We start from the raw sequence: 15298 nt of genomic DNA, 5'->3' as shown, positions 1-15298 counted from the left end.
CTTTCTTTCAACTAGATTCCAAGCTTCTGTGATATTGTCACAGATATCATTTTATAAGGGTTCTCATAAAGCTCGGAAAGGAGGTGTAACGACTGATGAGTGACAAGATCCGACAAAAAGACAAAAATAATATTTCTGGTTATATTCAAGGAGGAGAAAAAAAGGTTATGACAAAGTTTAATAAAAAAATGATTAACGTGCTGGCAACAGCAACATTGGTTGCTGGTGTAGCAGCTCCAATCGCAGCATTGACTGCACCAACTGCAATCCATGCATCTTCCAGCTATACTTCCAGTAATACACCTAGTATTGGTTCAGGCCAAACTACAAATTCTACTCTGGGTAGAGTTAAAGTTGACGTGAGCCAAGCTTCCGTTGGTAAAGGTGATTCTTTCACTGTTTCATTGCCTAAAGGCTTTGAATTCGGTAAAGATCCTGGAATTGTTACTTCTGCTTCTGATGCTACTTATGGCTTGGGTGTTTACATTGATCCAGGTGATAACGACGAAAATGCTGCTGCTCGTGCTGAAACTGGATATGTACCTGGTGAAGGTGTGTCTGTAGAAAAGCTGACTAATAACTCTGCAAGAGTGACCTTCAACTTCACTAACTCTAAAGATAGCGTTAATCTGTACATGAACTTTGGTAAAATCAATGTAAACGGACCTAGCAATGGACCTGTGAAAGTTACTATTTCTGCACCTTCTGCAAGTGGTTTTACTAGCGGTGAAGCAACAATTGCAAACGTAGTATCTTCCGGTCAGATAGCTTTGTCGGCACTTGATACTGTTTCTAGCGAAGAAAACTTTACTGCAACATTGAAAGTTAAAGAACAAACAGCTGGTTCTTTGGGTAATAACAACATTAAGTTGAAATTGCCTAGTGGTTTCAAATGGGATTCCGCTCCTAAAAGCCCAGCCACTATTTTGTTTACTTCTAAGACAGACAAAGCAATTAAGCCATCAGATGTGAATTATTCTGTTGATGGCGATACACTTACTTTATCTTTGAAAACAGTAAGTGATGCCGAAACTTCTTTCCAATTGCCTGTAGGATTCTATGTTGACGATGAAAACAGTGCAAAAGAAGGCGACGTTACTGTTAGCATCTCTGGTAACGCAACGACTGACGTTAGCTCCCTTGTAGTTGGTAGCTATGGTCAAATCGGTGGTGGCGTTTCCGTTGCTACTCCATCAACAATTCTTGCTGGTCACGACGAGCAAAAAGTTGGCGATATCGTAATTAAAGAAACTGTTGCTGGTTCTTTCGTAAAAGGACGTACTGTAACTTTGCGTCTGCCTGAAGGTGCTCGTTGGCAGTCAACTTTTGAAAGTAATAACCCAGGAAGCAACTTCTCCGGTTCTATGGAGAACACTAATGGTTTGGGTGGAGCAGAGGTTTCCTATACTGACTCTGACAAACGTACTTTGAAATTGACTTTCAACAACGCTAACAGCACAACTGATGCTGGTAGTTTGAAATTGAAAAACGTTGAAGTTGCTACGCAACCAGGTTTCTCCGGCGATCTGAACGTTGATGTTGCTGGTAGCCAAGGTCTGAGCGGTACTGTTAAGGTTGCTACTGTGAAACAAGCAGTTACTCTGGCTGCTGCTTCCAAACCAACCCTGACAATCGGTCTGGGCGATCAACAAGTTGGCGATATCACAATCACTGAAGCTGCTAAAGAAGCTTTCGTTAAGAAAGACGGTAGCCGTGAAGTAATCTTGGAATTGCCAACAGGCGTACGTTTTGCTTCTACTCCAGAAGTAAAAGTTACAGCTGGTGACGTTAAAGTGAAGAGCGTATCTACTGATACTTACGGAGAAAGCAACAAAGGCCGTCTGAGCTTCTACATCGACAGCGAATCTGCTACTCCAAGTACAATCACAATCTCGGCTCCTAAGCTGACTGTTGACCGTACTGTAGCTCAAGGCGACATCGTTGCTAAGCTGAAAGGTAGCGCAGTTTCTTACACTGCATACAAAGGCGCAACTGACAACACTCAAAACTGGAAAGACAACAACACTGCAGCTGCTGAAGTAGCAATCGCAACTGTTGGAACTCCAGCTCCAGGTGCTACTAAAACTAAAGCTGTCTTCACACTGGGAAGCACTTCCTACACTGTGAACGGCGAAAGTAAAACTTCTGATGTAGCTGCTTATGCTGAAAACGGACGCACTTACTTGCCAGTACGTTATGCAGCTGAAGCTTTGGGTGTATCCCCACAAAACATCCTGTTTGACAAAGCAACTTCCACAGTTACCCTGATTAAAGGTGACCGCGTTGCTCAAATCAAACTGAACACAAACCTGTTGACTATTAACGGTTCTGTGGTTCGTATGGACGTTAAAGCTGTAACTAACAAAAACCGTACTGTACTGCCTATCTTCTGGGTGAGCAGAGCGCTGGATGCATCCATCAACTATGATGCAACTGCTAAAACAGTAACTGTTGAAAACAACAACTAATTTAAGAGCAACTCTTTTGAGTTAACTGAATTAGATTAGAAGAGGGTTCCTTTTGGAGCCCTTTTCTTTTATTAGTCTTATTGACAAAGGAGAGAAATTATGAAACGTTTTGGAGTGGCAGTACTGTCCACATTGGTTCTTTCTTCTGCGTTCGCCAGTCTTGCAGGAGCTCAAGCAGGTGATATAAAGGTTATTATTAACGGTGTAACACAGCAATATACCCAGTCCCCAGTTGTTAGTCAAAATACAACCTTGGTGCCTCTCCGTGGTGTTTTTGAAAGCTTGGGTGCGAAAGTCGATTGGGACAGCAAAGCTAAAAAAGTAACTGCTTCTAAAAATGAAGATACATTGGCTTTGAATGTTGGTTCCAAGCTTGCTTATAAAAATAGTAATCCTGTACAACTCGATGCAGCAACTCAAATTCAAAAGGGTCAAGTACTCGTTCCTTTACGTTTTGTGAGCCAATCATTAGGCGCCAAAGTAAATTGGGATCAGGCTACACGAACAGTGACCATTTCCAATCAAGCTAATGGTAGTACTACTGACGACCAAACCAATAGTTTGTCTAGTAAGCCTCTAGCAACTCCTGTGACCCGAGTTACTTATGATACCTACTATAATGATTCTTTGACCTATAATGATGCCGTTAAATTGGCTGTAGCTGATAGTACTTCAGTAAAAACAGCGGCAACGAATATCGATCAGGCTGGAAAAATCATGAAAGAAGCAGGCAAGAATATTGACTTTGTTCCAGCAGAAGCAGGTGATGAAGGTCAAGATAAGGCTTTTAAAGGTTATGCTCAAACGAACCTTAATTATGAGGCTGCTAAAAAGAACTTGGATATGACCAAAGAAGGCATTGAGTACAATGTGAAGGATCTTTACAATAAGCTTCTTCAAAAGCAGAATGCCGTTAAACTGGCTGCATTGAATATTGAAGATGCTGAGCGCAAGCTGAAAGTTGCACAAATTAAAAGAGATAACCAAATGTCAAGTGATTATGAGGTTACGCAGGCAACTAATCAGTTGACTCAAAATCAAGCTGCTTTAGAGAAGGCAAAAAAAGATCTAGATAGTGCATATGTATCTTTGAACCAAGTGATTGGCTACAAACCGGAGCAACGTTATGAATTAAAGGATAAACCTGTATATTCGGAGTTTAAAGATAATGTGGAAACTAAAGTAAGCCAAGTACTTACCAGCAGCACGGCTATTTGGCTGAGTGAGCAAAAAGTGGATTTGGCTGAATTAAGCTTGAAGCTCTACAATTTTAGTACGCCAGGTAATACACCTTACGAAGCCGAACAGCTTAATGTTGAGAAAGCTCAGTATGCAACAGAGGGTACAAAGAGACAACTCGAAGAAGCAGTAAGAACAATCTATAACAACATCAAAGCATTGGAAAGCCAATATTCACAGATTCAAGCTGGCTTGGTGAGTGCTAGAAGTGCGGCAGATATGGCTAAGAAGCAATTTGATGTTGGGTTGGCTACAGAGCTTCAGGTTTATGAAGCTAATTTGAAAGTCACTACTGCTGAGCAACAGGCCGAAGATATAGTTTCAAATATTGATACTTTGAAGTTGGCTTTTGATAAGCCTTGGGCTATGCAGGGTTCTTCTGGAGCTAGCGCACAATAATTAAAACTTAACTATACTTGCTATAACCTGCTGTAGGAGGACTTCATGAAATCACGCTATAAAGTATCGTTGGCTGCTGTTTTACTTGGAGGAGGAATTGTTACTGGTTCCTTAATGAACAATTCAGTTAATGGTGCCTCCAGTTCTGGACAACCTGGCACAGCTGATGATCCAGTCGTAACCAAAAGCTATGTTGATCAAAAAATTGCTCAGGCCATCAAAGGTGGGGGAACTGCAAGCAGTACTAGTAGTAAAGCAACTAGCTCGACTACTCCAGCAACAAACGCTACTTCTAACCCATCGGCGTCAGGAACTTCTGGTGCAGGAAAAACTTCCACACCAGAGCAGACAGAGGCTTTAAAGGTAGTTGATGTAAAGCCTGGTCAAAAACTGATTGCCAAAGCAGGCTCGGAACTTATTTTACGTAATGGTTATGCTGTTGTGTATAGTATGGATGCCAGTGGTGCTATTGATATTACTTCTGGAACGGAAATTGTCCATAATCAGACTGTCGAAAAAAATCATTTATTATCCTTTCCTAGAGAAGGAAGAGGTATTCAAGTAAAAGAAGGTCAGAAGTTTGGTCTGGTCGTTATGGTACGAGGCGGTTACACTGTTCAGTAAACTGTTTTTGTATATAAGCTGCTTCCGGTGGCCCTTTTTCTTAAATACTGCTTGGGATAGCAAATTGTTCTTGGCTAAATTGAACCTAATCGCTGCACACTAACTCCATGAAAGACAATATGTTTAGTGGAGGGTGTATACGATGGCGTCAAGAGGTCAAAGACGATTAATTCCCGAAAGCCGTGCCAGGTTAGATGATTTGAAGTATGAGATCGCTGCTGAGTTTGGGCTACCAGTTTATAATCCTCAATATACTCATATACATCCCAATGCTGACAGTGAATTTGCTGCAGAATTGGGGGAGTTTGCGGGAGGCCAAAATGTAGCATGGCGTGATTTGACTTCAAGACAGAACGGTTCAGTTGGTGGTGAAATTACTAAGCGACTGATACAATCTGCTGAACGTAGCTTATCTGAATTTGGTACATTGTAAATAGCAATAATTTCTACAGTTTTTGATCATATAGTAGCGTATAAACTGGGGTTATTTACATGTGAATCGAAAATGATTTGCATGTAAACTTACCTCAATTTCGAAGGTTGTAATTAGGCTGCATGAATTGACACCTTGTTTTAAATAGGATATCATGGCATTTGAGGCTTGTACGCAACCTTTTCCTACCGGAAAAGGTTCATTTTTTATTAATAAGGTAACAAGATATCTCCCGCCATTTGTTGGCTTGAAGGTATCTGAATAATGCCATTGCCATGTCAGGATTTTTTAATAAATCCTCATGTATTTTAATTGTGGGAGGTTGAAATTCATGTCTGTAAAAGGCCGCCATTTGTTCACGTCCGAGTCTGTAACAGAAGGCCATCCGGATAAAATCTGTGATCAGATATCCGATGCTGTATTGGACGCCTTTCTGGCTAATGACCCTAATGCACGGGTAGCATGTGAAGTATCGGTAGCTACTGGTCTCGTTCTCGTCATTGGTGAAATCAGCTCTAAATCGGAATACGTGGATATTCCATCCATTGTACGTAATACGATTAAGGAAATTGGCTATACACGTGCGAAATACGGTTTCGATTATAATACTTGCGCTGTATTGACTTCTTTGAATGAACAGTCGCCGGACATTGCTCAAGGGGTTAATGCTGCCTTGGAAAGCCGTGATCCTGCTGAAGTAGATAAAGAAACGGAAAACATTGGGGCTGGGGATCAAGGTTTGATGTTTGGTTTTGCTACGAACGAGACACCTGAGTTGATGCCTTTGCCTATCGCTATGTCTCACCGTATTGCACGACGCTTGTCTGAAGTGCGTAAGGATGGAACACTGAATTACCTTCGTCCAGACGGTAAAACTCAAGTAACGGTAGAGTATGAAAATGGTAAACCTGTTCGTATTGATGCTATTGTGGTTTCTACGCAGCATGCGGAAGATACTACTTTGGAGCAAATTCAAGCAGACATCAAAGAAAAAGTTATTTTGCCAGTTGTTCCTGCCGAATTACTGGATGAGCAAACCAAATATTACATTAATCCGACAGGACGCTTTGTTATCGGTGGTCCTCAAGGAGATGCAGGTCTGACAGGCCGTAAAATTATTGTGGATACGTATGGTGGTTATGCGCGTCACGGCGGGGGAGCATTCTCCGGTAAAGATCCGACCAAGGTGGACCGTTCCGCTGCTTACGCTGCTCGTTATGTAGCGAAAAACCTCGTGGCAGCTGGATTGGCAGACAAAGTGGAAATTCAGCTTGCTTATGCCATTGGTGTAGCTACGCCTGTTTCGATTAACGTCGATACATACGGTACGGGTAAAGTAAGCGATGAGAAGCTAGTTGAATTGATCCGAAATAACTTTGATCTGCGCCCAACAGGCATCATTCGCATGTTGGATCTGCGTCGTCCAATTTATAAGCAAACTGCTGCCTACGGTCACTTTGGCCGTACAGATTTGGATGTACCATGGGAGAGCGTAGATAAAGCAGAAATTCTAAAAGAACAAGCGGGGCTGTAATTCCTCGTATATTATCAAAATAAAAGCAATAACCCAAAAAGACTGTTTCATGCTTTGCATGAACAGTCTTTTTTTGATGTGTTTCGCTGTTAAGTTGAATTTGCACCTAAGTACCGAATACTGAGTGACTACTCGGATATCGGAGCATGGTCCAATAAATTTTTAAGTAAACGACAAACCTTTTGCAGTTCCTTGTACTGCTCCAAATACGCAAAAAGGGCTTTGAGGAGGCCTTTTTGCGGGTTCGATTTCAGAGCCTCTTCCTTTAAATGAGTGTAGATTTGCTGACACTCCTGTTTCTCCTCTGAACTCCACGAAGACAGCAGTATACTGTCTTCCAAGGAGTGGAGAAGGCTGTTAATTTGACGGCCTTGGTCAAAGGGATTACTTAGAGCACTTTCAGGTAACCAGCCTTGCTTGCTCCAGAATAAATGTGGAGCTGAATCAGCATTGTTCAGGCTGGTTGCCAAGGAACTGGATAAGAAGATAATAAACTGTGTTAGATGTTCAATCGTTTCATCATCCATCCGATCGGCAAAGAAGCGAATATATTCAAACACAATGCTTTTAAGTACAAAGGTCATATCCCATGCATGATCTTCAATGCTCGGTCCAAAAATATCAATCAGGCAGTCGCGAACCCATCTGTACAATTTGTATTCATGATTCTCGAATGCGTAATTGAGTTGTTCATTCTGAAAAATAAGCATGGAAGGCTCAGGAAGATCCATCATGAGATACACTTTGTTTTCAACGAGATTTTTCAAGTAAAGTACAATAAAACCGTGCAGTTTATCGTGCTTAGAAAGATTAGGTTTGCTGTAGAGAGCCCGGATGTCTTGTTCAATGTTATTTTCCAGAATGATACACATTTCTAGAGGGAGTTCTTCTTTTCCTTGAAAATATTTATAGAAGGATGCTTTCGCCATCCCACTTTCTTTGGCTATTTCTTCAACAGATGTTGAATAATAGCCTTTTCTGGAGAACAGCCGAATGGCCGCCTGTAAAATATCATTTTTTTTACTTTCCATACATACTTCCCCCTAGGGACCGGCCAACTCGACAGCATCGAATTCACTTCATACATCACAAAGGTTGGTCACGTGTGATAACTGTGTGCTGCTGTTTTTTGAGTTGACGGCGCATCTTGTACTTGGCCATGATCATATACAAGGACGGCACGACAAACAAGGTTAACAAGGTCGAGAATAACAAACCGAAAATGACGGTAAACGCCAGTGGCTTAAAGAGCAGGCTTCCCAATAGTGCTAATGGAATCATACCTACAATAGCTGCCAAAGATGTCAATAAAATCGGTCTGAAGCGAGCAGCAGCCGCCTGTATTACGGCTTCCTTTAATTCCATTCCTTCATGTCGTGCATCCTCGATAAATTCAATTAACACAATCCCATTCCGCACAACAATGCCCGCGAGTGCAATAATTCCCATGATGCTCATAAAACCAATAGGCATACCGGTCAAGAAAATACCAATAATCCCGCCGGCTGCTGCCAGGTACACGGTCGTCATAATAATAATAGGAATGGAGAGAGAATAAAATTGCATAGTAATCAAGAGTAAAATGAGCAAGACTACAACGATCGCCAGCTGTCCTAAGTCCTTGAATATGGTCGATTGGTCAGAGGTTTCCCCACCAACCTCCCATTTGTAGCCTTCTGGGAACTTCATTTGTGCCAGCTTACTTTCAACATCAATCATCGCTTCGCTTGCAGTTCGTCCGTTCAAATCGGCTTCCACCGTAATCGTCCGCTCCATATTGTAATGCTTGATTTGCTGAATAGCAAATGACGGCTTAATCTGGACAAGCTGGTTTAATGGAATTTGCTTACCAGCTGCATTAACTACACTTAATTGTTGGAAAAGCTTACTTGGCTCCTCGTCGCTGTGATTCAAATACATTTTAATATCTACCAGACTGTTTCCAGTATCAAATTGGCTGACTTGGGCTCCTTCTTTTAATAGAAGCAGGGTGCGAGTCAAATCTGTGTAGCTTACCAGGTACTGATCCATCGCTTGTTTGTTGACCTCAAGCTCCAATGCATATCGTTCAATTCCTATATCATCCACGATGCCTGTTGTGCCTTCTACTGTCGCGATCTGCTCCTTTGCCTTCTGGGCAAGGGTTTGCAGTTCATTCAGATCCTGACCTGAGATACGAATAGAAACGGGCTTACCCACTGGAATCCCGAGACGAGGAACATACATCGTAACTGTAACTCCAGGGTAGGATTTCTTAACATGTTGTTCCCAAGCATCAACTGTCGTATTGAGATCGAATACGTTTTCTTTGCCGACGACAGCAATCTGCCCCACCGTTTCGTTATAACTAATATTTCCACCCGAACTATTAATGTCACTAAAAAGTTGTGGGGCAGTCCCTCCAGCGCTGTAGACGACCTTGGAAGTTTCAGGTTGCTTTTTCACCCAGCCTGCAAGGTCTTTAACGACCTGGTCGGTTTCCGCAATTGAAGTGCCTACAGGCATTTTTACATTTAGTGCAACATGAGGATCTTCCGACTCAGGAAAAAGTTCAACTGAGGTAAAGGGAACTAATCCATAGGCGGCTGTTCCAAGCATGAGTCCGACCATGGCTGTCAACAAGGGACGCTGAATGACCTTAGGCATCAGTTTTTGTGAATAGAGCTTGTTTAAAGAATGAATCTGCTGGCCGAGCAAGCCTGCTGGTTTAGACTTACCCTGAGGGTGACGAGCCTGTCTGCGCTTCTCATACCATTCTCGAAAAATAGGGATGATGGTGAGCGACATGATCATAGAGGCAAGCATGGTCAGGGAGACAATAGCAGGAATAGGTTTAATAAAGGCACCTACATTTCCAGGAAGAAACAACAATGGCGCGAAAGCTGAGATGGTAGCCAGAGTTGCAACCAAAATAGAAAGCATGACCTCTTTGGTACCTTTTACAGCTGCGACTGAGGGTGATTCTCCTAATTCCGTAAGTCTACGCTCAATATTATCATTTACAACTACGGCATCATCCACGAGTATGCCGAGTACGATGATCAGACCGACAACGGAAATCTGATTTAGAGTGATGCCGAACATAGGCAAAAAGATAATGGCAATCGAAACCGAAATAGGAATGGCCAGTGCAACAAATGCAGAGGTGAGCAAATTCAGCCCCAACATACAAACGAGAATAACGGCCGCAATCGCAAGAATCGTTTCACGCTTTAAGTCGTCAAAGATATGGCTTACCTGATCCTTTTGTGCAAAAAGAGTTTGAAAGTGAACACCTGCGGGAAGTGTTTTCTCCAGTTCTTTGAGCTTGGTATTGACCTTTTCGCTCATAGAAGGGATGTCTGTGCCTGTTTCTGCTCCAATACTTAGCGTAATGGCCGGTTTACCCTCTACATAGGCAAAGTATTCTGTATTAGGATGTGCCAGCTCCGTTGTGCCGACATCTCTCAAATATACAGGATTACCTTCTTTGGTGCGTGTCAAAAGGACCTGATTCAATTCATCAGCTTTTTCGGTTTCGCGAACAATAAGTTGATAGGTACGTCCGTTGTATTCAATATTACCAGTAGGAACCCGATCAATTTGAGACTGGATCGCTTGAGCTACTTGTTCCCATGACAGCTGGTATTGCTGAAGCTTCTGGTTGTCAATATGAACACGTACTTCTTGATCAGGGAGACCATTGAATTTGACGCTAGATACGCCAGAAATGGTGTTGAGCTGATCTTTCCAAGTTGTTGTTAAATCATTTAGTTTATACAGTGGTGCGGAAGAGTCAGCTGTTAGGGCATAGGAGCCGATAAAAGAGCTGGTTAGCTTGTCATTTACAACAGGCACTTCAGCACCTTGAGGAAGATCAGCTTGTGCATCCTGCACTTTTTTACGCATATTATCCCAAACCGTTTGAGGATCAACTCCGTTTTTGGATTCGATTAAAATAGAGGAGAATCCGTTACCAGAAGTCGAACTAATCGTTTTAACACCTTCAACTTCCTTAATGCGTTTCTCCAGCTCTTTAGTTACGGTTTGTTCTACTTTTTGTGGTGAAGCACCAGGGTAGACTGTTGTTACCATAGCATTTTGTATGGTGACATCCGGCATTTCCTGCTGTGGTAACTGGAAAAAGCCGAAGATTCCGACCAAAATCAGCATGACAAAAAACAGCAATGTAATTTTTCGTTTTTTTACGATGTACTCAATCATGGGCGTCCGCCTTCCTCCGACTGAATCGCATTTCCATCAAACAGGTTTTCTGCCCCTTTAACGATAATACGTTCGCCTTCACGAAGTCCCGATACGATTTGCAACTGATTATCTACAACCTGATTACCAAGCTCCACAGGGGTTTTAACAGCTTTTCCTTGAATGTCTTTGAAAATAAAAGGCTTGCTTCCCGTGTTAATGACTGCTTCGGCAGGAACGAGAATCCCATTTTTGTCGGTCACCTGTTGAGCAGCTTTAATGACCTGACCTGGTAACCAGTCTCGCTGTGGATTGTTTATAACAATCTCTACGTTAACCCTTCCCGTGTCGGTGCTGGTCGAAGGATAGACGTTAGACACCGTACCTTGACGAGTCTCTTCATAGAGCGCCACTTCTACTTGTTGACCCTTTTTCCAATCCTTAATTTCACTATCTGGTACAGGAAGCAGTACTTTGAGGCGGTCGATGGAGCCTATGCGATAGACGGCTTGCCCTGACGCGACCAAATCACCTGTATTCACGATTTTGTCTAAGATTACACCGTTCACAGGAGAGATTAGACGTGTACGTGAAAGTGCAAGTTCTGCCTGCCCCTTGGCAACAAGGGCTTTTTCGTAGTTGGCATGGGCTTGTTTTTGGGAAGCTGCAGCCTGTTCACTGGCCGCAAGGGCTTTGCTTTTACCTGCAAGCGCATCTTGAAAGGAAGCTTGGGCGGATTGATGATCTTCGGCTGTGGCTCCTTCCAGCAAAAGGGACAGGGATTCCTTGGCTTGTTCTAGGTCTTTCAGGGCTGCGGTAGCATTCAGGCGAGCATTTTCATTATCTGATGCGGTAGCAGCGCCTGCCTCAAATAGCTTCTGTGTACGCTCGCTATCCGTCTTGGCCTTGTTATAAGCGCTTTGTGCCTTATCTACAGTAGCTTGCGCTTGTTGTTTCTCTTGAGCACGTGCGCCTTTATTGACCTTGTTAACATTCGCGCGAGCTCCTGTAATGCCGGCATCGGCGGATTGAATCGCGGAGGTAGCAGCCTGTAAATTAGCCTGTGCGTTATCAATACCAGCCTGTGCCTCCAAGATGGAGGCTGTCGCCTGTGCCACTTGAAGCTTGTAGTCAGCGTCATCCAGACTAGCAATAACGGCGCCTTTCTGTACAGCAGTACCGACAGTGAGATATGCACTGGCTACAGTGCCCCCATTTTGGAAAGCCAGTGTGTTCTCCTCATAAGCCTGAAGAGTGCCTGACAAGTTATAGGCCGTATGAAGTGGCGTGGATTTGACGATTGCGGTGCGCACAACGGTTGGCTGTGCAGATGAACCTAGAGCGGCATCTTTTTTTTCTGTAGAACATCCGGTCATTGCGATGCTCAGGGATAAAGTGAATATGATGATGGCCCGTTGTTTATTCATGATTATCAATCCTTCCGATAGGGTCATAATTGGAGTTGTAAACTAATCAGTATTATTTGAACTAATAAGTTCAAATGTATTATAGTGCGCCGATATTGCATTCGTCAATTCATCGTTTTAGATTTTATGAATTAGTTGACGGGATTTTCGTAACTTTTGCCTATATAATAAGTCTATTAACATAAGAGGATTTTTTTGTTTATTGATAGAGTACACGTGCGGAATAAAACCGTTTGAATACACTGGAGATGGGAGCTATTATCCAAATGTTTTTAAGTAATAAGAAACAGAGTGAAGTGAAAGTAAATGGCAGAGGAATTGCTAAAAGATGGGCTGTGTTAACACTGGCAGGGGTATTATGGGTCGGTCCGGTTGCTGGAACTGGGGCTCTAATCCCCTTGAATGGTTGGATGTCTGCTCCAATCGCAAGTGCAGCCTCTGGTTCAACTGTAAAATTGGGCGAAGAGATCATTACTTCGGGTGCAACATTATTGAAATATCGTTTTAAAGGGTCCAAAGGAACAGCGCTGGCTGATATCATTCGAGTGGACTTACAAAATCCGTACGTCAAGCTGGATGTCATGACGGGGAAGAATGGACAGTTTACGACCCGTCAGAGTACAGGTGGCATGGCAAAAGAGACCGGGGCGGTTGCTGGTGTAAACGGAGATTATTTTAATACCTCCAGCGAGGGAGCGCCGATCGGTGGACAAGTATCCAAGGGTGTGTTGATGTCTACTCCGTCTGATTTAACGGGTATGTATGCCTTTGCTGTAACCAAGGATGGTTCTCCCATGGTGGAGCAGTTTACTTTTGAAGGTACAGTAAAAGCTGGAGATGGGTCGTCCTTCTCTTTGGCGGGGATGAACAAGGCTTCGTATTCGCCTGAGACGAGTGGGGGCGGCTATAGCCACTCTAATGCTATGTATATTTATACATCTGCTTGGAAAGCGATTGAGCGGCCCAAAAACAGTTCGACAACGCCCACCGAGATATTGGTACAAAATGGTGTGGTTACACAAGTCTCCGACAATGCTACATTGAATATGACCGTTCCGCAGGATGGCTATATTTTACGTACTCATGGTAAAGCTGCTGATTATGCCAAAGCGCATCTGACCGTGGGACAGACGGTAGAAACAAGTTATCACCTTCGTGTTAAATCGACAGGGAGCGAAGTAGATCCTTCTAACCTTCAAATGATGATTGGTGGACATACCATATTAGTAAATGACGGTCAGAAAACCTCTTTTTCTCGGAGCACAACAAGCATAGGCGGGACGCGTGCGCGTACAGCTCTGGGATATTCTCGTGACAAGCGTTACGCTTATGTCATTGCTGTTGAGAAGAATGGGAACAGCGTCGGTGTATCCCTGAGCGAGTTGCAAACGCTGATGAAAGATATTGGCGTCTGGAAGGGTATGAACCTTGACGGGGGCGGCTCTACCACCATGGTGACTCGTGATTTGGGAGATACGACAGCGGGGCTTACGTTCAATACAGAGTATGGCACAGAGCAACGTAGTATTGTAAATGGAGTGGGGGTATATACCAATGCTCCTAAAGGAACGCTCAAAGGCTTCACCATCAAGGGCAATAAAACGTTGCTGATTGGTCAGACCGGAAGCTATTCCTTCAAAGGTTATGACAATTACTACAATCCATTCGATACCTCGAAAGTACAAGTGACGTGGAAATCCAGCAATCCGGCTGTTGTGTCAGTGAGCGGCGGCGCTGTGAAGGGAGCCAAACCGGGAACTGCTACTTTAACGGCATCCAGTGGCTCAGCCAGCGCTACAACCAAGGTCACGGTGCTTGGAGCAGATGAAATTTCATCACTTACCGCTGGTACTGGAAGTGGCTCGCTTACCGCTGGAGCTAAAATCGCTGTACCGGTAACGGCAAAGACAAAAGATGGACAGAGTGTCAGCATTACCTCAGATGCGCTCAAATGGGATTTCATCGGCTTTAAGGGAAGTGTCAAGGACAATCAGCTTACGGTAAATACAGTGGATGCAGGTGTGAAAACGGGCTATGCCATCGGTCGCTATGATGGTTTCAGCGCTGTCGTCTTCCTATCTGCTGGCGGAGCAAGTACAAACAACTGGGAGAACTTCGAAAATGTTTCGTATCCGGTTGATTTTACTTCGAATGTGGAAGGTGTTACCGGCACAGCGGCTGTTGTACAAGGAGATGGCGACCATGCCAATTCCAAAGTACTGGAGCTGAACTACGATATGACGAACGGCAGTGGTAAAATGTATGCTTACGCTCAATTGAACGGCATATCCGGGAAAACGCTTGAACAGGCGGCTACTTCCATCTCGATTGATGTCAGAGGGGATAAGAGTCTGAACTGGCTGCGTGCGGAGCTAGAGGATGCCCAAGGCAAAACAGCATATATTGATCTCGCTAAAGTGATCGACTGGAACGGTTGGAAAACCATTAACGCAGATATGAGCGGTTTGAATATTTCGTATCCGGCGAAGCTGAAGCGTCTTTATGTGGTCAATGTGGCGGAGGGTCAGGACGAGCGTGCTAAAACAGGTAATATTGCTTTTGATAATATTTCTTTTAATACACCGGGAACGGTCGGTACAGAAGGACTCAAAAAAGGAACAGCTCAAATGACGATTGGACAAAAATCAATGACGGTGAACGGAACGCCGACCACGATTGATGCCACACCGATGACTCGCGATGGTTCAACGTATGTTCCGATCAAGTATGTACTGGACGCATTTGGCGGACAAGCCAAATGGAATGCGGGCGATCAGCGGATCACCATTATGCGCGGCGGTGTGCTGATGGATTTGACCGTAGGGAAAAAAGAAGTTGTTCTGAACGGGAAGCGTCAAAGCACTGATGTTGCACCCATTGTGCTAGGAGGTAGGACTTTAGTCCCATTAAGACTCGTGTCTGAGCAGTTAGGAATGACTGTAAAATGGGAACAAGAAACGAAGACCATCACCCTCCAGTCATGATATGGTAT

Annotated in this window: 9 protein-coding genes; 6 read left to right on the top strand and 3 right to left on the bottom strand. The window is 43.7% G+C overall.

Annotated features, from left to right (window positions below):
• Positions 1-95: 95 nt before the first annotated feature.
• The 5 genes from NLX78_RS11920 to metK all read left to right on the top strand — a co-directional run bounded on the left by NLX78_RS11920 (position 96) and on the right by metK (position 6697).
• Entirely contained in the window at positions 96-2468 is a 2373-nt protein-coding gene (locus tag NLX78_RS11920; protein ID WP_254350506.1) for a copper amine oxidase N-terminal domain-containing protein, read from the top strand.
• A gap of 99 nt (positions 2469-2567) precedes the next feature.
• Complete coding sequence (locus NLX78_RS11915) at positions 2568-4106, top strand: stalk domain-containing protein (protein WP_254350505.1); 1539 nt, start codon at positions 2568-2570, stop codon at positions 4104-4106.
• 45 nt (positions 4107-4151) lie between these two features.
• The gene (locus NLX78_RS11910) at positions 4152-4730 is read left to right on the top strand and encodes a hypothetical protein (RefSeq protein ID WP_235306506.1); all 579 of its coding nucleotides are present in this window, start codon (positions 4152-4154) and stop codon (positions 4728-4730) included.
• 142 nt (positions 4731-4872) lie between these two features.
• Positions 4873-5163: an alpha/beta-type small acid-soluble spore protein gene (locus NLX78_RS11905; RefSeq protein WP_061831635.1), complete on the top strand. Its 291-nt coding sequence runs from the start codon at positions 4873-4875 to the stop codon at positions 5161-5163.
• A gap of 331 nt (positions 5164-5494) precedes the next feature.
• A complete protein-coding gene (gene metK, locus NLX78_RS11900) occupies positions 5495-6697 on the top strand; it encodes a methionine adenosyltransferase (protein WP_013312298.1) in 1203 nt (400 codons plus the stop codon).
• Between the two features lie 128 nt (positions 6698-6825).
• On the opposite strand, the gene NLX78_RS11895 is transcribed toward metK, so the two are convergent.
• Genes NLX78_RS11895 through NLX78_RS11885 form a run of 3 tightly spaced genes read right to left on the bottom strand, consistent with a single transcriptional unit; the run spans position 6826 to position 12306 of the window.
• Positions 6826-7728, bottom strand: a complete 903-nt coding sequence (locus tag NLX78_RS11895) for a TetR/AcrR family transcriptional regulator (protein WP_235306505.1) — start codon at positions 7726-7728, stop codon at positions 6826-6828.
• A gap of 55 nt (positions 7729-7783) precedes the next feature.
• Positions 7784-10900, bottom strand: coding sequence for an efflux RND transporter permease subunit (locus NLX78_RS11890; protein WP_254350504.1), 3117 nt, complete (start codon positions 10898-10900; stop codon positions 7784-7786).
• Entirely contained in the window at positions 10897-12306 is a 1410-nt protein-coding gene (locus NLX78_RS11885; protein ID WP_254326128.1) for an efflux RND transporter periplasmic adaptor subunit, read from the bottom strand. Before NLX78_RS11885 ends, NLX78_RS11890 begins: the two co-directional genes overlap by 4 nt.
• A 266-nt stretch (positions 12307-12572) precedes the next feature.
• Between NLX78_RS11885 and NLX78_RS11880 the strand changes: the two genes are divergently transcribed.
• The gene (locus NLX78_RS11880; RefSeq protein WP_254350503.1) at positions 12573-15290 is read left to right on the top strand and encodes a stalk domain-containing protein; all 2718 of its coding nucleotides are present in this window, start codon (positions 12573-12575) and stop codon (positions 15288-15290) included.
• The last annotated feature ends 8 nt before the right edge of the window (positions 15291-15298 follow it).

Source organism: Paenibacillus sp. Lou8.1, from assembly GCF_024213565.1.
Lineage (GTDB): Bacteria > Bacillota > Bacilli > Paenibacillales > Paenibacillaceae > Paenibacillus > Paenibacillus polymyxa_B.
Note: the sequence above shows the minus strand (reverse complement) of the source record. Positions and strands in the feature narration are given on the sequence as shown.

Bases quoted from the DNA above. Each gene is read 5' to 3' on its own strand.
- NLX78_RS11905 (WP_061831635.1), top strand. From the start codon at position 4,873: ATGGCGTCAAGAGGTCAAAGACGATTAATTCCCGAAAGCCGTGCCAGG.
- NLX78_RS11915 (WP_254350505.1), top strand. From the start codon at position 2,568: ATGAAACGTTTTGGAGTGGCAGTACTGTCCACATTGGTTCTTTCTTCT.
- NLX78_RS11885 (WP_254326128.1), bottom strand. From the start codon at position 12,306: ATGAATAAACAACGGGCCATCATCATATTCACTTTATCCCTGAGCATC.
- NLX78_RS11920 (WP_254350506.1), top strand. From the start codon at position 96: ATGAGTGACAAGATCCGACAAAAAGACAAAAATAATATTTCTGGTTAT.
- metK (WP_013312298.1), top strand. From the start codon at position 5,495: ATGTCTGTAAAAGGCCGCCATTTGTTCACGTCCGAGTCTGTAACAGAA.
- NLX78_RS11895 (WP_235306505.1), bottom strand. From the start codon at position 7,728: ATGGAAAGTAAAAAAAATGATATTTTACAGGCGGCCATTCGGCTGTTC.
- NLX78_RS11910 (WP_235306506.1), top strand. From the start codon at position 4,152: ATGAAATCACGCTATAAAGTATCGTTGGCTGCTGTTTTACTTGGAGGA.
- NLX78_RS11880 (WP_254350503.1), top strand. From the start codon at position 12,573: ATGTTTTTAAGTAATAAGAAACAGAGTGAAGTGAAAGTAAATGGCAGA.
- NLX78_RS11890 (WP_254350504.1), bottom strand. From the start codon at position 10,900: ATGATTGAGTACATCGTAAAAAAACGAAAAATTACATTGCTGTTTTTT.